The 18,201-nt window shown below is 54.8% G+C and carries 15 protein-coding genes and 1 tRNA gene; 7 read left to right on the forward strand and 9 right to left on the reverse strand.

Annotation, left to right across the window (positions count from 1 at the left end; genetic code table 11):
- Positions 1 to 442: 442 nt before the first annotated feature.
- Positions 443 to 784: a SymE family type I addiction module toxin gene (locus tag ACMGGX_RS10235; protein ID WP_311391446.1), complete on the reverse strand. Its 342-nt coding sequence runs from the start codon at positions 782 to 784 to the stop codon at positions 443 to 445.
- 125 nt (positions 785 to 909) lie between these two features.
- Between ACMGGX_RS10235 and ACMGGX_RS10240 the strand changes: the two genes are divergently transcribed.
- The 4 genes from ACMGGX_RS10240 to ACMGGX_RS10255 are packed head-to-tail and all read left to right on the forward strand — an operon-like array spanning position 910 to position 3,190.
- Positions 910 to 1,101 (forward strand): toxin-antitoxin system HicB family antitoxin, encoded by a 192-nt coding sequence (locus tag ACMGGX_RS10240; protein ID WP_045329574.1) that lies wholly within the window; start codon positions 910 to 912, stop codon positions 1,099 to 1,101.
- Positions 1,102 to 1,147: 46 nt separating this feature from the next.
- Positions 1,148 to 1,984, forward strand: a complete 837-nt coding sequence (locus tag ACMGGX_RS10245) for a ParA family protein (RefSeq protein WP_072051082.1) — start codon at positions 1,148 to 1,150, stop codon at positions 1,982 to 1,984.
- Positions 1,985 to 1,986: 2 nt separating this feature from the next.
- The gene (locus tag ACMGGX_RS10250; protein ID WP_045329476.1) at positions 1,987 to 2,481 is read left to right on the forward strand and encodes a hypothetical protein; all 495 of its coding nucleotides are present in this window, start codon (positions 1,987 to 1,989) and stop codon (positions 2,479 to 2,481) included.
- Between the two features lies 1 nt (position 2,482).
- Complete coding sequence (locus ACMGGX_RS10255; RefSeq protein WP_420298338.1) at positions 2,483 to 3,190, forward strand: hypothetical protein; 708 nt, start codon at positions 2,483 to 2,485, stop codon at positions 3,188 to 3,190.
- A 20-nt stretch (positions 3,191 to 3,210) separates the two neighbouring features.
- Here the strand turns inward: ACMGGX_RS10255 and ACMGGX_RS10260 are convergent.
- Positions 3,211 to 3,305: transfer RNA gene (locus tag ACMGGX_RS10260), tRNA-Sec, on the reverse strand.
- Positions 3,306 to 3,591: 286 nt separating this feature from the next.
- On the opposite strand from ACMGGX_RS10260, the gene ACMGGX_RS10265 reads away from it, so the two are divergent.
- Positions 3,592 to 4,983: a glycoside-pentoside-hexuronide family transporter gene (locus ACMGGX_RS10265; protein WP_059310318.1), complete on the forward strand. Its 1,392-nt coding sequence runs from the start codon at positions 3,592 to 3,594 to the stop codon at positions 4,981 to 4,983.
- 12 nt (positions 4,984 to 4,995) lie between these two features.
- Positions 4,996 to 7,314, forward strand: a complete 2,319-nt coding sequence (yicI, locus tag ACMGGX_RS10270) for an alpha-xylosidase (protein WP_420298339.1) — start codon at positions 4,996 to 4,998, stop codon at positions 7,312 to 7,314.
- Between the two features lie 157 nt (positions 7,315 to 7,471).
- On the opposite strand, the gene ACMGGX_RS10275 is transcribed toward yicI, so the two are convergent.
- Together ACMGGX_RS10275 and xanP are read right to left on the reverse strand one after the other, a co-directional pair.
- Entirely contained in the window at positions 7,472 to 9,160 is a 1,689-nt protein-coding gene (locus tag ACMGGX_RS10275; RefSeq protein WP_126797199.1) for an AsmA family protein, read from the reverse strand.
- A gap of 119 nt (positions 9,161 to 9,279) precedes the next feature.
- Positions 9,280 to 10,671: a xanthine/proton symporter XanP gene (gene xanP, locus ACMGGX_RS10280; RefSeq protein ID WP_023309879.1), complete on the reverse strand. Its 1,392-nt coding sequence runs from the start codon at positions 10,669 to 10,671 to the stop codon at positions 9,280 to 9,282.
- Between the two features lie 225 nt (positions 10,672 to 10,896).
- On the opposite strand from xanP, the gene gltS reads away from it, so the two are divergent.
- The gene (gene gltS, locus ACMGGX_RS10285; RefSeq protein WP_023309880.1) at positions 10,897 to 12,099 is read left to right on the forward strand and encodes a sodium/glutamate symporter; all 1,203 of its coding nucleotides are present in this window, start codon (positions 10,897 to 10,899) and stop codon (positions 12,097 to 12,099) included.
- Between the two features lie 2 nt (positions 12,100 to 12,101).
- Here the strand turns inward: gltS and recG are convergent, their stop codons facing one another.
- The 5 genes from recG to gmk are packed head-to-tail and all read right to left on the reverse strand — an operon-like array spanning position 12,102 to position 17,968.
- A complete protein-coding gene (recG, locus tag ACMGGX_RS10290) occupies positions 12,102 to 14,183 on the reverse strand; it encodes an ATP-dependent DNA helicase RecG (protein ID WP_348562097.1) in 2,082 nt (693 codons plus the stop codon).
- A 3-nt stretch (positions 14,184 to 14,186) separates the two neighbouring features.
- Positions 14,187 to 14,876, reverse strand: a complete 690-nt coding sequence (gene trmH, locus ACMGGX_RS10295) for a tRNA (guanosine(18)-2'-O)-methyltransferase TrmH (protein WP_045354723.1) — start codon at positions 14,874 to 14,876, stop codon at positions 14,187 to 14,189.
- Positions 14,877 to 14,880: 4 nt separating this feature from the next.
- Positions 14,881 to 16,995, reverse strand: a complete 2,115-nt coding sequence (spoT, locus tag ACMGGX_RS10300; protein ID WP_023309883.1) for a bifunctional GTP diphosphokinase/guanosine-3',5'-bis pyrophosphate 3'-pyrophosphohydrolase — start codon at positions 16,993 to 16,995, stop codon at positions 14,881 to 14,883.
- A gap of 19 nt (positions 16,996 to 17,014) precedes the next feature.
- Entirely contained in the window at positions 17,015 to 17,290 is a 276-nt protein-coding gene (gene rpoZ / locus ACMGGX_RS10305) for a DNA-directed RNA polymerase subunit omega (RefSeq protein ID WP_000135058.1), read from the reverse strand.
- A 54-nt stretch (positions 17,291 to 17,344) separates the two neighbouring features.
- Entirely contained in the window at positions 17,345 to 17,968 is a 624-nt protein-coding gene (gene gmk / locus ACMGGX_RS10310; RefSeq protein ID WP_010426438.1) for a guanylate kinase, read from the reverse strand.
- Positions 17,969 to 18,201 lie beyond the last annotated feature (233 nt).

An 18,201-nucleotide genomic window follows, 5' to 3' on the forward strand; every position in this document is an offset into this window, starting at 1 on the left:
TGTGATGCATATCGCAATAGTTTATCTTTAATAAAAAACACAGGGATTTAAACCTTCGGGATATATATGTCGTGAATAATTATTGGATATCAATTTAGATATTATATGAGCGTGAGAATGAGGGCGTTAGATCCGTTGTATATTAGTTTAATAGGCGTATGGCCGGTAAAGGCGAAACTGAGTGCCTCGATCTGAGCGTAATTACGAGTGTTGCTTTGTGATTGTAGCGATCTCTCACTGGAAATCTGATGTCTCCTTTCCTGACCAACTATCCGGAATTTCCGGATAGTTGAATGCTGATTAATTTCGCCATCAGAAAATCTATTTATGAGATGCTAGCTGTTGGTTCGAACACGGCGATGGGGTTTCGTCTTTCTTTGCATGTCGTCTCCCCATCTACATCGTCTAACGCGCCTGGCGGGTAGTATGCCAGAAACAGCCGCTAAGCCAGGTGGCTTGTATTTGATTTTGCGAGGCGCTTTCCAGGACGGGGAGTTTGGATCGCTGCAAGCGCATTCTCAATCTCAATGAGCTTTGCCTTCGTCCGTTTATAATCGTCCTGCAACCGCTGCTCCTGCTCGTTATACGCCACCAGAACGATGCATCCTTTCATCACCTTTACCGTGACCTGCTGTCCGGTATCAAAACCTGCTGCGCGCAACCACTTGCCGGAAAGGATGATTTTCGGCGTGGATTTGTCGAAAACATTCGGGCGGTATCCCACAATTAACGAACGCTCGGTTCCGGATTGGTCGGTGTCTGGGGTAGAATGCGAATCAGCCATAATCAACTCCTTGATAGTTGGTGAGGTTAGACGCTCCGGTTGTGTTCCCGCACATCGGGGCGTTGCAAATACAGGAGGTTTAGGTGGCCTCCTATAAGTGTCATAATAGATAGATAGGTGGCCTCATGTCAATCATATCGCGCGAAAAAAAACCAAAAGGCGGCGGGCAGTCTCCGCAGTTTAAAATGCGAATTGATCCGGCATTGAAGGAGCAGCTGGATGCTGTGGCTGCTGAGGAAGGGGTGAGTCTCGCCAGCTGGTTGAAGGAACTGGCAAGAGTGGCCCTCAGAAATAAAGGCATTGAGCCGAAGGCTTAAATTTGAGTTGAATTCACTATACACAACAATTTAAAAAGAGGGTTTTATGAAAGTATTAAGTTTAGTTAATATGAAAGGTGGCGTTGCTAAAACAACTTTGGCCGTTAATTTAGCTGATGTTCTTAATAGGCGAGAGGAAAAAAGAGTCCTTCTTATTGATATTGATCCTCAATTTAATGCAACGCAATGCATCATGGATGGCAACGCTTATAAAGAATATTTGCAAAAACAAGGTAATACAGTACTTGATGTTTTTAATGATGCACCTCTGAGTTTAGTCAGTTCCGTTAATGGTACAACGACAATACCACCCAAGGAAGTAGAGGAACTGGTACCTGTTAATATTAGAAAAGGATTTGATCTATTACCTGGTGCTTTAGAATTGCATCGATTAGAAATGGGGTCTGGCCAGGGTAAAGAGATGCGTTTAAGGAACTATATTAATTATTTACGTGAAAAAGAGCTTTATGATTGGGTTATTATAGATACACCTCCTACACCATCCGCTTGGATGTCTGCTGCATTAATTGCATCAGATTTCTATTTAACACCCGTACGACCTGAACCATTATCAGCCACAGGTATTGATTTATTAAGAGTAGTCGTTAACAGTATAACATCAAATTATGGATTAAAACTTTCATGTTTAGGTGTAGTACTTACCATGGCTGAAGAAAATACTATTGTATATTCAGATGCAGTGAATTTTATTGATAATAATACTTATTGGAAAGGAAAACGAATTGCTCGATCTTTACCTAAAAGAACAGCAATTGCTAGAGGGCAAGGGAATCAGTCATTCATTTTAGATCTTGATGATCATGATTTAAATGTTTCAATGTCAAGAATCACAAGTGAAATAATGTCTAGAGCGGGGGCTTAATCATGTTAAAGAAAAATGAAATAACAAAAATGAAAAAACTCATTGAAGAACTTTCTTGGATTATGACTGAGTACTCTTCAATGGATCTAATGAAAATTTATAATGCCCTAGACTCTTCAAATGTTATAGCTAATGGTATTTCAGAAACTATCGGATATAAACCTGAAAATCCTAACAAACATTTCCTCACTGGCGCTTTACCTGCATTATTTTTAGATCTTAATTTATTTAAGACAAATGACGAAATTGCATTGTTTTCTGAACAGATTATCGGAGTGAAGATTCCAAGATATCATAAAAAATCTAAGTATGAGATTATTGGACATATCGTTTGTGAAGCAAATTCATTAGACGATAATGGGCTGAAAAAAATCGTAAAAGCACTTGAGAAGATTGTATCTGATGAAGCGAGTAAAAAATCGATTTATAATAAAAAGAATAGCTCATCTTCTTTCAGTTGGAATGAAGTGATCCAAGCTCTGAATGAGGATCTCTGAGATGAGAGAAATCAATAGAGATTTTATTGAGTTACAAAAATTCATCAGTGAATATAAGGTTCTAAATTTAGAACCAGGTACAGAATTCAATGAGGCTTTGAAGAGGATGCATAAAAGATACTTTGCTTTTCTTGCATTGCATCATGAATTATTAGTAGAGGATGGTTATACCGCAAATCTTCCGAAGGAGCAAAGTGAAATCTTTAAATTTAGGATTGGTGAAGTATTATCTGAACTAGGTACAATATTATTCCTTTCTGTGCATGGTTGCTATAAAGCAGCAAAGCTTGTAATGAGAAGCAGTATAGAAAATTTTTCTAAGGCAGTAGGCTGTTTAGTAGATATTGAGATTGTAAATGAAACTAGTGTTTACAAAGTTATTGAAACTGCGCTTTCACATAATGTTTTTTTAAAAAAGGCCGTTCTAGAAAAAAACTACCTATATGAGAAGTACTCTATGCTATGCGAAGATGTGCACACTGCATCAATAAAAAATATGCAAAGAATTGAATGTGTTGGTAATTTTCCAATATCCGATTTTCAAGCATTCAATTTTTTAGCAGATTCATTTATAAAACTAATAAATGTTTTAACGGCTATACTAATAAAAATAGAGCCAAATATTTTCCACAAAGCTCATCATTCGCGCAAAGATCTTATATCATTAATTCTTTCTAATGAAGATAAAAGGCTTATTCATCAGCTCTAAGATTGAAAGGTGAGAATTTTTGGCGGAAGATCACAGGAGTCGAACCTGCCCGGGAACGCTGGCGTCCCCAACTGGATTTGAAGTCCAGCCACCTCACCGGAGATGACGATCTTCCGCGCCTCGATTGCTACATGGAGGCGGGGCGCATTATAGCTACTTTCAGGCATTTACCACATACCCAGACACACTTTTTTCACCTCTCTTTTGACCTGTATACCCCCGTTTCAGTTAATTCCTAAGAAAATCCTCATGTTAGCCCCTCGTGCTCCCAACATTTACCGCGATCACAAAAAACAAGAAACGTAATCTGCTAACCAGAAAACGCAATACCCGCTCCTGAAACAATGGTTTAAAACTCTGTAACCGGTCTCAGCGCCCCCTACAGCGTGAAGGATAAAAAAATGAGCGAAGTATTGTCAGTAAAAGAGAAGATTGGCTACGGCATGGGAGACGCCGCCAGCCACATCATTTTTGATAACGTCATGTTGTACATGATGTTTTTCTACACCGATATTTTCGGCATTCCCGCCGGGTTTGTTGGCACCATGTTCCTGCTGGCGCGCGCGCTGGATGCGATCTCCGACCCGTGCATGGGGCTGATTGCCGACCGCACCCGCAGCCGCTGGGGCAAATTCCGTCCGTGGATTTTGTTCGGCGCGATCCCGTTCGGCATCGTCTGCGTGCTGGCCTACACCACGCCGGACCTCAGCCTCAACGGCAAAATGGTTTACGCCGCCGTTACCTACACCCTGCTGACCCTGCTCTATACCGTGGTGAACATTCCCTACTGCGCGCTCGGCGGTGTGATCACCAACGACCCGACGCAGCGTATCTCCCTTCAGTCCTGGCGCTTCGTGCTGGCGACGGCGGGCGGCATGCTCTCCACGGTGCTGATGATGCCGCTGGTGAACCTCATTGGCGGCGACGATAAGGCGTTCGGCTTCCAGGGCGGGATCGCCGTACTGTCGGTGGTCGCGTTCCTGATGCTGGCGTTTTGCTTCTTCACCACCAAAGAGCGCATCCAGGTGCCGCCGAGCACCACCTCCATGCGGGAAGACCTGCGCGACATCTGGCACAACGATCAGTGGCGCATCGTCGGCGTGCTCACCATCCTCAACATCCTCGCCGTCTGCGTGCGCGGCGGCGCGATGATGTACTACTGCACCTGGATCATGGGCTCGCCGGAGGTGTTCGTCGCCTTCCTCACCACTTACTGCGTCGGCAACCTGATCGGCTCCGCGCTGGCGAAACCGCTCACCGACTGGAAGTGCAAGGTCAGCATCTTCTGGTGGACCAACGCCGCGCTGGCGGTGGTCAGCGTGGCGATGTTCTTCGTGCCGATGCACGCCACCGTGCTGATGTTCGCCTTTATCTTCGTCATCGGCGTGCTGCACCAGCTGGTTACGCCGATTCAGTGGGTGATGATGTCCGATACCGTCGACTACGGCGAATGGACCAACGGTAAGCGTCTGACAGGAATTAGCTTTGCGGGCACGCTGTTCGTGCTGAAGCTCGGCCTGGCGCTGGGCGGGGCGATGATCGGCTGGATGCTGGCAGGCGGCGGCTACGACGCTGCAGCCAAAACCCAGAACAGCGCGACCATCAGCATCATCATCGGCCTGTTTACCCTGGCCCCGGCGGTCTGCTACGTGCTGAGCGCCATTATCGCCAAACGCTACTACACGCTGAAAACCCCCTTCCTGACCAAAATTCTGGGCGAGCTGGCGCAGGGCGCGCGCCGCAACCAGCAGGAGTTTGAAAACCTGCCGGTCAGTAAAGAATTACAGAACTAAGAGGACGAAAGCATGAAAATCAGTGATGGAAACTGGCTTATTCAACCGGGCCTGAACGTGACGTATCCGGTTCAGGTGTTCGACGTGGAGCAGCAGGGCAACGACCTTGTGGTGTATGTGGCGCCGCGCGACGTGCGCGAGCGCACCTGGCAGCTCGACACGTTGATGTTCACGGTGCGCCTGTTTGCGCCGCAGGAAGGGATTGTCGGGGTGCGCATCGAGCACTTCCAGGGCGCGCTGAATAACGGCCCGCACTATCCTCTGAACGTTCTGAAAAACGTGAAGGTAGAGATTGAAAACAACGCTGATTTTGCCGAGCTGAAAAGCGGAAGCGTCAGCGCGCGCGTCACCAAAGGCGAGTTCTGGGCGCTGGATTTCCTGCGCAACGGCCAGCGCATTACCGGCAGCCAGCTGAAAAACAACGGCTACGTGCAGGACAGCAATACCGATCGCAATTACGTGTTCGAACGTCTGGATCTGGGCGTGGGCGAAACTGTCTACGGTCTGGGCGAGCGCTTTACCGCGCTGGTGCGCAACGGCCAGACGGTCGAAACCTGGAACCGCGACGGCGGCACCAGCACCGAGCAGTCCTACAAAAATATCCCGTTCTACCTGACCAACCGCGGCTACGGCGTGCTGGTGAATCATCCGGAAAACGTCTCGTTTGAAGTCGGTTCCGAGAAGGTCTCCAAAGTACAGTTCAGCGTGGAAGGGGAATATCTCGAATACTTCGTGATCGACGGCCCGACGCCGAAAGAGGTGCTGAACCGCTATACGCGGTTCACCGGGCGTCCGGCGCTGCCGCCAGCGTGGTCGTTCGGCCTGTGGCTCACCACCTCGTTCACCACCAACTACGACGAAGCGACGGTAAACAGCTTTATCGACGGCATGGCCGAGCGCGACCTGCCGCTGCACGTATTCCACTTCGACTGCTTCTGGATGAAGGCCTTCCAGTGGTGCGACTTCGAGTGGGACCCTGTGACCTTCCCGGATCCGGAAGGCATGATCCGCCGCCTGAAGGAGAAAGGGCTGAAGGTCTGCGTGTGGATTAACCCCTACATCGGCCAGAAATCCCCGATCTTCCGGGAGCTGAAAGAGAAGGGCTACCTGCTCAAGCGCCCGGACGGCTCCCTGTGGCAGTGGGACAAATGGCAGCCGGGGCTGGCGATTTACGACTTCACCAATCCGGACGCGTGCCGGTGGTATGCCGACAGGCTGAAAGGCCTGGTGGAGATCGGCGTCGACTGCTTCAAGACCGACTTCGGCGAGCGTATCCCGTCCGACGTGCAGTGGTTCGACGGGGCCGATCCGCAGAAGATGCACAACCACTACGCCTATATCTATAACGAGCTGGTGTGGAACGTGCTGAAAGAGACTGTGGGGGAAGAAGAGGCGGTGCTGTTTGCCCGCTCCGCGTCCGTCGGTGCACAGCAGTTCCCGGTACACTGGGGCGGCGACTGCTACGCCAACTATGAATCCATGGCCGAAAGCCTGCGCGGCGGGCTGTCGATTGGCTTGTCTGGCTTCGGGTTCTGGAGCCACGATATCGGCGGGTTCGAAAACACCGCCCCGGCGCACGTCTACAAACGCTGGTGCGCGTTTGGGCTGTTCTCCAGCCACAGCCGCCTGCACGGCAGCAAATCCTACCGCGTGCCGTGGGCGTACGATGACGAGTCCTGCGACGTGGTGCGCCACTTCACCCAGTTGAAGTGTCATCTGATGCCGTATCTGTATCGTCAGGCAGCGCTGGCGCGCGAGTTCGGCACACCGATGCTGCGCGCGATGATGCTGGAGTTCCCGGACGATCCGGCGTGTGATTACCTCGACCGCCAGTACATGCTGGGGGATTCGTTGATGGTCGCGCCGGTGTTCTCCGAGGCGGGCGACGTGCAGTTCTATCTGCCGGAAGGCCGCTGGACGCACCTGTGGCACAACGACGAAATTCAGGGCAGCCGCTGGCATAAGCAGCAGCACGATTTCATGAGCCTGCCGGTCTACGTGCGCGACAACACCCTGCTGGCGCTGGGCAACAACAACCAGAAGCCGGACTACGCGTGGAATGAGGGGACGGCCTTCCAGCTGTTTAACCTGGACGACGGCGCAACGGTGGTGAGCGAAGTGCCTGCGGCGGACGGTTCAGTGGCGTTTACGCTGAAGGCGTCACGTCGGGGCGACATCGTGACCTTTACCGGTGCGGGAGACGCACAAAACTGGTCGGTGTGCTTGCGCAACGTGCAGAAGGTGAGCGGCGTGAAGGGCGGCTCACACGCGGGCAGCGAGTGGGGTGTGGTAGTGAAAGCGGAGGGGAATGAGGTGGTGGTTCACTTCTGAGCTGGAAAAATGCCCGGTGGCGCTTCGCTTACCGGGCCTACGGTAATTATGCGGTCTGATGCCCTCACCCTGACCCTCTCCCACAGGGAGAGGGAACAAACATCAAAAACGGCAACAGGGTTGCCGTTTTGCATTTACCTTGCGCCACCCGGCTTGTTTATTGCACCGGTGTTGAAACCACTCCGCCCGTCATCGTCTGCTGCACCTGCTGTTTATCCATATTCACCGCGTTCAGCTTGCCGTTCACCGTTGGCTTCAACGGGGCATTTGCCTGCACGCTGCCGCTGGCGGTGAGCTGAATATTGCCGTCACCCGTAATCGGCAGCGCAGGCCAGCCCCACTGCTGCAGCACGTTGAGCGGCACGCCGCGCCCGTTCAGGCTCACCGTGGTCTGCCGCTGCGGAAGCTGTGAAACCGTCGCCGTTGCTTCAAGAATACCTTTCTCGGTAAAGGCGCTCAGGTCGGTAATGTTCACCGTGGCGGCGTTCGCATTGAGCGCCAGCGACGGACGACGCACGTCCACGCGGTTAAAGGTCGCCGCCGCGCCGTTCAGGGTTGCGCTACCGCCCCAGATGCCCCACTGGCGATCTTTCACCAGCTGCAGGTTTGCGCCGTAGCCGTCCAGAGAGGTGATCTGCCATGGGAAGGCCGGATCGATGTCGATCACCAGGTTGCGGCTCAGGCCGAATTTTTGCAGCGTGACGCTGTTCAGCCATTCCGGCAGGGGCTCCATCCAAAGCGTTTTCCAGTTCTGCGGCAGGGTGTACTCCAGCCCGGCGATGGCAACATCGTCCAGCACCAGCGCTTTACCATCGCGCAGCCAGTTGCCGGATGTGCGCACCATGCCGCCTTCCCAGCGGGAGGTGAACTGACGCAGCGCCATGCCCTGCGGGGAAAACTCCGCATTAAGGATCGGATCGAAAAGATGCAGCGAGCCGTAGATAAACTCGCTGGCGTTCATGGACAGGCGGCCTTCCTGGCTCTGCCAGTCGCCTTTGCTGAGAGTCAGGTTGCGCAGGCTTAAATCGAGATCGGTTACCGCCCAGTCCGGGCCCTGAAGCCGGGCGTCGGTCACGTCCAGACGACCAATTTGAAGAGAAGGGATGGTGGCCAGCGGCGCGAAGAACGCCATCAGCGTTTTATCGCTCTGCAGGCGGATCTCATTCAGACGCATCGTGTCGATAATCCAGCTCCCGTCGGCGTTGCGCAGGGCGGAGCCGGTGAGTGAGCCACGGGCCATATCGGCGCCAATCGTTTTCAGCACCACCTCCCTGCCGTTAAGCTGCCCCTCGATCAGCACGTTGGTCGCCGGTACGCCGTTCAGGGTCAGCGAGCCCGCGCTCATCTGAATCTGCGCGTTGTTCCCCAGCACGTTGCCCGCTTCCGGCTGCCACGGGCTGACGCCGCCAGTAACCTTCTGCGCGCTCAGGTCCCATTCGGTATTCGGGCTGTTAAACGCCATATTGTTCAGCTGCAGGCGATCCGCCTGGAACGGCAGCGGTGCCGTCTGAGGCGAGAGATTCAGCGTGCCGTCGAACAGGGTGATTGTGTCCATATGCAGCGGATCGGTTATCTGGCGGCTGCTCAGGCCGATATCGACTTTTTTGGCAACCAGCGTGGCGGGTTTACCGTCCCGACCGAAGGTGACGTTTTCCAGAATGATGTGGGAAGGCGACGAAAAGCGGTGATTCATCTTGTCGAAACTGAGTTCGTAGTCGGTATTCACCGTCACCCAGCTGCTGACCTGAGATGCCCCCCAGCGGGTCTGGAGCAGAATGTAGAACGCCAGCAGCACAATGAGCAGGGCTACCAGAAGATAGATGAGGAGCTTTCCAATAAATTTCATGGTCTTCCATCCCGCAAAACGCACATAAGGGAGTTATGCACGATTTATGCGCAATCCTCAAGGCGGGAATGGTGTAATTAGATGTCACGGCAGGCATTAACTGCCTGCCGTGAGAGAAATCAATTTTTCTCAGGCGGGAAAACGAGGTTCAGAACGATAGCGGTGATACCGCCCGCGGCAATGCCGGAAGAGAGCAGGTTTTTCACCCAGTCAGGCGCAAACTGCAGGATCAGCGGCTGCTGGGAAACACCCAGACCAACGGCCAGCGACAGCGCGATAATCATGATCGCGCGGCGGTTCAGCGGCTCGCGGGAGACGATACGCACGCCGGAGGCCGCGATGGTCCCGAACATCACCAGCGTTGCGCCGCCCAGCACCGGCTCAGGAATGTGCTGCACAAAGCCGCTTACCGCCGGGAACAGGCCGAGGACGATCAGCATCAGCGCCACCACAAAACCGACGTAGCGGCTGGCAACGCCGGTCAGCTGGATCACGCCGTTGTTCTGGCCGAAGCAGGAGTTCGGGAAGGTGTTGAATACCGCAGAGACAAACGAGTTCAGGCCGTTCGCCAGCACGCCGCCTTTCAGGCGCTTCATGTACAGCGGGCCGGACACCGGCTGCTCGGAGACGTCGGAGGTAGCGGTGATATCGCCGATGGTCTCAAGAGAGGTGATCATAAAGACCAGCATCAGCGGGAGGAGCAGGCCCCAGTCAATGCCCAGACCGTAGTACAGCGGCGTAGGAACGACGATCAGCGCGCTGTTGGTCGGCGCGGTGTTCTCCGGCAGCATGCCCAGCGCCCACGCCAGCAGGTAGCCCGCCGCCATGGCGATCACCAGCGAGGCGACGCGCAGGTAAGGGTTACGCTGACGGTTAAGCAGAATAATAATCGCCAGCACGACACCCGCCAGCAGCAGGTTTTTCGGCGCGCCGAAGGTGTGGTCGCTCATTGCGGCATAGCCGCCGCCGATGGAGGTGAGGCCCACCTGAATCAGCGACAGGCCGATAATCATTACGACGACGCCAGAAACCAGCGGGGTAATGACGCGGCGAGCCAGATGCAGAACGCGGGAGATGACCATCTCCGTGCAGCTGGCCAGCATCAGGGTGCCGAACAGCGCCGCCATCATGGTTGGGACATCCGCACCGCCGGTTTTCAGCGCCGTACCGCCCATGATAAGCGGTGCCACGAAGTTAAAGCTGGTGCCCTGAATCGACAATAATCCCGACCCCACCGGCCCCCACGCTTTAATTTGAATAATCGAGGCCACGCCGGAGGCGAAGAGAGACATGCTGATAATGTGCTGCGTGTCCTGCGCCGGTAAGCCGAGCGCCTGGCAAATCAGCAGCGCCGGGGTGATCACCGCAACAAACATCGCCAGAAGATGCTGGCAGGCGGCGAAAAGCGTTTGCGGCAGCGGCGGGCGGTCTTCAAGGCGGTAAATCAGTTCGCTATTTTGCTTCTGCGCAATCGGTTGCGCATCAGGCGACTCTATGGTGTTAACGGACATCGGCGGCAATCCCACGGTGGAAAAGCGGGCATTTTATCTGACCACCTGGTAAAAGCAAACGATTGCCAGCAAAAAAAGGGAAGAAAATCTGCCGCTGTGAGCAGGTTTTCTACAACGCGTGGGGAAAAAAAATTACACTTTTTGCGCCGGGAGCTCATGAAGAGCGCAACTCGGCCCAGGATAACGCCGCGTGTGTATGGAACACGCGCATTACAGGAGCCTTTTATGATTCATCTCGATACGTTGTCGACCCTTGTTGCCGCAACGCTGGTTCTTCTGCTTGGTCGCAAGCTGGTACATAGCGTTTCCCTTCTGAAGAAATACACTATTCCTGAACCCGTCGCCGGTGGCCTGCTGGTGGCGCTGGCCCTGCTGATCCTGAAAAAAAGCATGGGCTGGGAAATCGATTTTGATATGTCCCTGAAGGACCCGCTGATGCTGGCCTTCTTTGCCACTATCGGCCTGAACGCCAACCTGGCGAGCCTGCGCTCGGGCGGTAAGGTGCTCGGCGTATTCCTGATTGTGGTGGTGGGGCTGCTGCTGATGCAAAACGCCATCGGCATCGGCATGGCAACGCTGCTGGGGCTGGATCCGCTGATGGGTCTGCTGGCGGGGTCGATTACCCTTTCGGGCGGTCACGGAACCGGGGCCGCGTGGAGCAAGCTGTTCATCGAGCGCTATGGGTTTGAAAACGCGACGGAAGTGGCGATGGCCTGTGCGACCTTTGGCCTGGTGCTGGGGGGCCTGATTGGCGGCCCGGTGGCGCGGTATCTGGTGAAGCACTCCACCACGCCGAACGGCAGGCCTGACGATGAGCTGGTGCCGACCGCGTTCGAAAAGCCGGACGTTGGCCGCAGCATCACCTCGCTGGTGCTGATTGAAACCATCGCGACGATCGCCATCTGCCTGACCGTGGGCAAAGTGGTTGCGCAATGGTTGGCGGGTTCCGCGTTTGAACTGCCGACGTTTGTTTGCGTGCTGTTTATCGGGGTGATCCTGAGCAACGGTCTGGCGCTGATGGGCTTCTACCGCGTGTTTGAACGGGCGGTATCGGTGCTCGGCAACGTCTGCCTGTCGCTGTTCCTGGCGATGGCGCTGATGAGCCTCAAGCTGTGGGAACTGGCCTCGCTGGCGCTACCGATGGTGGCGATTCTGGCGGTACAGGCGCTGTTTATGGCGCTGTACGCCATGTTCGTGACCTGGCGCATGATGGGCAAAAACTACGATGCGGCGGTGCTGGCGGCGGGTCACTGCGGGTTTGGTCTGGGGGCCACTCCAACGGCTATCGCCAATATGCAGGCGATCACCGAACGGTTCGGGCCATCGCACATGGCGTTTCTGGTGGTCCCGATGGTTGGCGCCTTCTTCATTGATATCGTCAACGCGCTGGTGATTAAGCTGTACCTGATGCTGCCGATGTTTGCCTGAAATCAGGCGTTGGAATAGCGCTCGGTTTCCGGCATCCAGCGCTCAATTAACGCTGCCGCCTGTTCGGGGTAGCGTTCATGAATATGGCGAGCCAGGCGCTGAACTTCTGGGATCATGGCCTGATCGCGCAGCAAATCCGCCACTTTGAATTCCGCGTTACCCGTCTGTCGCGTGCCCAGCAGTTCGCCCGGGCCGCGGATCTCCAGGTCTTTTTGCGCAATCACAAAACCGTCGTTGCTGTCGCGCAGCACCTGCAACCGCATCTGGGCGGTTTTTGAGAGCGGGGCTTTGTAGAGCAGAACGCAGTGGGACGCAACCGCGCCGCGGCCGACGCGCCCGCGCAGCTGGTGGAGTTGGGCAAGGCCGAGACGTTCCGGGTTTTCGATGATCATCAGGCTGGAATTGGGGACGTCCACGCCGACTTCGATCACCGTGGTGGCGATCAGCAGATGTAAATCACCCTGTTTGAACGACTGCATCACCGCCTGTTTTTCGGCGGGCTTCATGCGTCCGTGAACCAGACCCACGTTCAGCTCCGGCAGCGCCAGCTTAAGCTCTTCCCACGTGGCTTCGGCAGCCTGCGCTTCCAGCAGTTCAGACTCTTCAATCAGCGTACAGACCCAGTAGGCCTGACGCCCTTCCTGGGTGCAGGCGTTGCGCACGCGGTCGATGATGTCGCTGCGGCGCGTGTCAGGAATGGCGACCGTTGTGACCGGAGTACGGCCCGGCGGCAGTTCGTCGATGGTGGAGGTATCCAGATCGGCGTAGGCGGTCATCGCCAGGGTACGCGGGATCGGCGTAGCGGTCATGATCAGCTGATGCGGGTGGAAACCCTGCTGCAGGCCTTTCTCCCATAATGCCAGACGCTGATGCACGCCGAAGCGGTGCTGCTCGTCGATTATCACCAGCGCAAGACCGTTAAACTGCACCTGTTCCTGGAAGATGGCGTGCGTGCCAACAATCATCTGCACCTGCCCGCTGGCAATAGCCTCCTGTTGCGCAAGGCGCGCTTTGCCTTTTTGCTTCCCGGCAAGCCAGCCCACTTCAATCCCGAGCGGCGCAAACCAGGCGCGGAAATTGTTGGCGTGCTGTTCAGCCAGCAGCTCGGTCGGCGCCATTAGCGCCACCTGTTTACCGTTAGCAATCGCGCGCAGGGCCGCCAGGGCGGCAACCAGCGTTTTACCGGAGCCCACATCGCCCTGAACCAGGCGCATCATCGGCACGTCGAGCGCCATATCGCGTTCGATTTCGGCGGTGACGCGCGCCTGCGCGCCGGTGGGTTTAAACGGCAGAGAGGCCAGCAGCTTATCTTTGAGCTCATCACGCGGACTTAATGGCTGGGCGTGGAAACGCTGCGCGCCCGCGCGAAGCGCCAGCATGCTCAGGTTATGTGCCAGTAATTCCTCAAGGATAAGACGCTGTTGTGCGGGGTGTTTTCCGCTTTCTAAATCGCTGAGCTGCAGCGTTGGCGGCGGGCGGTGCAGGGTGCGCAGCGCCTCAGGCAGGCTCATCATGCCCTGCGCCAGCTCGGGCGGCAGCAGCTCGGTAATGGGGCAGGTATCCAGCAGCTCCAGCGCCTGATCGGTGAGCTTGCGCAGCGTGGCCTGCTTGATGCCTTCGGTCGTTGGGTAAACCGGAGTGAGCGTCTCCTGCATTTCCGGCGTGCTGAGATCGCCCTGCACGCGGTACTCCGGGTGGATCATCTCTGCGCCGTATTTCCCGCGTTTGGCTTCGCCATAGGCCAGCACCCTGCGGCCCGTCGCCAGGCTGTTTTTCATCGCCGCGCTGAAGTTGAAAAAACGCATGGTGAGAATGCCGGTGCCGTCGGTGATCTGGCAGGTCATCATTCGGCGTCCGCCGAAGGTGATGTTGCAGTTCAGGACTTCGCCTTCAACGGTGGCGTAAATGGCGGGAAGGAGATCGCCAATCTTGTAGAGCTGGGTGCGGTCTTCGTAACGCAGGGGGAGGTGAAGCAGGAGATCCTGAACGGTGTGCAGGCCAATTTTTGCCAGCTTATTGCTTTGCGCCGCGCCCACGCCCGTCAGGCTGTTAAGCGGGATGGCATCCAGCAGGCGGCCTTTCATCGCTTACCCGGCGTACTGCATGGTGGCCCACCACTCGGCATCGGCTTCAATTTCGCCCTGCGCGTTGACGTGGGGGTAAGGCAATTTTTTCTGCTTCGCAACGCGAGCCAGCACCGGATAACCACCTTCAAACAGCAGGCGCTGCTGTTCATCTTCCGGCAGCATGCTGTTGCTGCGCTCGTACATCCCGGCGTTCTGACGCTGGCGCTGCGCTTCATACAGAATGAGCGCGGACGCCACGGAGACGTTCAAAGACTGCACCATGCCGATCATCGGAATGATGATGTCCCGATCCGCCAGATCCAGCGCTTCCCGAGAGATCCCGGTTTTCTCCTGACCCATCAAAATGCAGGTCGGGCGGGTGTAGTCGATCTCGCGGAAATCTACGGCTTTAGCGGACAGGTTAGTGGCAAGGATCTGCATCCCGCGCCCTTTCAGGTGCGATACGGCTTCGCCAATGGTGTGATGATTTTTGACAGACACCCAGCTGTTGCTGCCTGCCGCCGCCGAGACCGTATTGCGCATACGGCCGTCCGGCCAGACGGCGTGCACTTCATGCACACCGACGGCATCGGCGGTACGTACGATAGCAGAGACGTTATGAGGTTTGTGCACCTGCTCCATGCAGACCGTCAGGTCAGGCTGACGCCTGGCGAGCATTTCGCAGATACGTGCATAACGTTGTGAATTCATAAACCTAGTTTCGGTTTCGGGTGACTTTAATCACGTCCGGCATGACGCGGATCTTGCGCATAATATTCGCCAGATGCACGCGGTCGCGGGCGGTCAGACGAATAAAGGCGCTATACACGCGGCCATCTTTTTCTTCCGTATTCAGGCTCTGAATGTTGGAAGAAGCCGTGTTGATCGCTGCCGTCAGGTTCGCCAGGGCACCCTGGTGGTTGAACATATCCACCTTAATTTCGGTGATAAATTCCTGCGCGGTCTCTTTATCCCACTCGACCGCCATAAACTTCTCGGCTTCTTTCTGGTAGCCGCGAATGTTACGACAGGACTCGTGGTGGATAACCAGCCCTTTACCCGGGCTGACGTGCGCAATAATCGGGTCGCCAGGAATTGGACGACAGCATTTTGCGAAGGTGATCAGCACCCCGTCCGCGCCTTTAATCGGCAGGTGTCCGTGGCTTTGCGTGGTTGCAGGCACCGCTGTCGTGTCGCCTTGCTGCAGGTTCTTCGCCACCACCACGCTCATGGCGTTGCCGAGGCCAATCTCTGCCAGCAGGTCATCAAGCGACGCGAGCTTCATGCGCTCCAGCTCACGCTGGACGTTCTCCTGCGGAATTTCAGCCAGCTTACGGCTGCCGCCCAACGCGTGGTTGAGCAGACGACGCCCCAGGCTGACGGAATCATCACGCTTGAGGTTTTTCAGCAGCTGGCGAATTTTGGCGCGTGCTTTGGAGCTCACGACAAAGTTCAGCCAGGCCGCGTTCGGACGTGCGCCCGGCGCGGTAATAATTTCTACCGTCTGGCCGCTGGAGAGCGGCTGAGAGAGCGGATAAGGCTGTCTGTCGACGCGCGCGCCGACGCAGGCATGCCCGATATCGGTGTGCACGGCGTAAGCGAAGTCGACCGGGGTTGCGCCCGCAGGCAGTTCGACAATGCGGCCTTCTGGGGTGAAAACGTAAATCTCATCCGGGAAGAGATCGGATTTAACGCTCTCGATAAATTCAAACGAGCTACCCGCACTCTGCTGAAGCTCCAGCAGGCTCTGCATCCAGCGCTGGGCGCGGATTTGTGCGGTCGTGCTGCTTTCGCCACCGTGCTCTTTATACGCCCAGTGTGCGGCAACACCCATCTCTGCCATCTGGTCCATGTCTTCGGTGCGAATTTGCACCTCAACAGGCACGCCGTGTGGCCCGATCATCGAGGTGTGCAAAGATTGATAGCCGTTCGCTTTTGGAATGGCGATGTAATCTTTCATACGCCCCGGACGCGGTTTGTAGAGGCTGTGCATCTGCCCCAGCACGCGATAGCAGGTGTCCGAGTCGTGGACAATCACGCGGAAAGCGTAGATATCCATGATCGAGTGAAAACGCTGCTCTTTGAGCACCATTTTGCAGTAGATGGAGTACAAATGTTTTTCGCGACCGCTGACGCGGCACGGAATTCCCGCTTCCTGTAAGCGCCCTTCAATTTCCGAGAGGATTTTTTGAATCATCTCTTTACGGTTACCGCGTGCGGCTTTCACCACCTCTTTAATCACGCGATAGCGGTTCGGGTACAACGCTTCAAAACCCAGCTCTTCCAGCTCGGTTTTAATGTGGTGAATACCTAAACGGTGCGCCAGCGGACTGTAGATTTCGAGGGTTTCACGGGCAATGCGGCGACGTTTATCCGGGCGAAGTGAGCCCAGCGTGCGCATGTTGTGGGTACGGTCAGCGAGTTTGATGAGAATGACGCGGATATCCTGCACCATCGCCATAATCATTTTGCGGAAGTTTTCGGCTTGCGCCTCTTTCTTGTCGCGGAAATTCAGCTTATCAAGCTTAGAGACCCCTTCCACCAGTTCGGCAACGCTTTTGCCAAACAGCTGTTCCATGTCCTGATAAGTGGCAGGGGTATCTTCGATCACGTCATGCAGCAGAGCGGCCATCAGCGTTTCGTAGTCGAGTTTCATCTCGGCCAGAATACAGGCCACCGCTACCGGGTGCGTGATATAGGGTTCACCGCTTGAACGTGTCTGGCCCTCGTGAGCGTCACGTGCAACGAGATACGCCTGCTGAAGACGCTTAATCTGGTCTTCAGGCAGGTAGGTTTGAATCAGTTGATTCAGGCTTTCAAACAGATACAAGGGCGACCCGCAGGTTTAATTAACGACGACCTTCAGCAATAGCGGTTACGGCCTGCAGTTCTGCGGCTTCCTGCTCTTGCTGCTCCTGGCGCTCACGCACGTCGAGGATCTGGTTGTTGATCAGACCTTCTTCGATTTCGCGAAGTGCAATAACGGTGGTTTTATCGTTTTCTTCCGGTACCAGCGGATCTTTACCGCCTACCTGCATCTGACGAGCGCGACGCGCGGCGACCAGCACCAGGTCAAAACGGTTACCAATTTTCTCTACAGCGTCCTGAACAGTTACGCGTGCCATACTTAAAATGCTCCACAGGTGAAGAAATGACTGGGCATGATACTGAAAGTGGGTTCAGTCTGCCAACAGTTTGGTGATTAATGCGTCATGTCGCTGCTTCTGGCGGCTCATACGCAGACGTTCTGCACGAAGAATGGTTTTGAGATCGCTCAGCGCGGCATCAAAATCATCATTCACAATAAGGTAATCATATTCCGCGTAATGGCTCATTTCTGCAACAGCCTGTTCCATACGCTTTGCGATCACTTCTTCGCTGTCCTGACCGCGGCCACGCAGGCGGCGATCCAGCTCATCTTTCGATGGCGGTAAAATAAAGATACTGCGCGAGTCAGGCATTTTCTTGCGAATTTGCTGTGCGCCCTGCCAGTCGATATCCAGGAACACATTCACGCCCGTGGCCAGAACCTGCTCAATGGTTTCACGCGAGGTACCGTAGTAATTACCAAATACTTCAGCGTGTTCAAGAAACGCGTCTCTGCCGATCATCGCTCTGAATTCGTCGTGATCCACAAAGAAATAGTGTTCACCGTGCACTTCACCCGGACGCGGCGCTCGCGTGGTGTGAGAAACAGAAACCTGTGTGTCGTACAACGGTTGGGTTTTTAACAGTGCCTGTATAAGGCTGGATTTACCCGCGCCACTAGGGGCAGAAACAATATAAAGCGTGCCTTGAGCCATGAGAGTCTTTTGTATGTGTTAACGAAGAAGTCCTACATACGGGCTTATTATACACGTCACCGCCGTGTGACGTAGCCTTTGTCACACTTTTTCCCCTGGATTATTGAATTTTGCGTGCCGTTTTCAGGTTTTATCTGTGGTTTTCAGCAACCAAAAGAAACACCGGATAGCGTCTCGCATTGTGAAATGTTGCCGTTAGCGTTGTTTCAGGCATCCGGGTATACCTCCTGCAA

The sequence above is a fragment of the Enterobacter sp. BNK-29 genome (genome assembly GCF_048684785.1).
GTDB classification, from domain to species: domain Bacteria; phylum Pseudomonadota; class Gammaproteobacteria; order Enterobacterales; family Enterobacteriaceae; genus Enterobacter; species Enterobacter cloacae_M.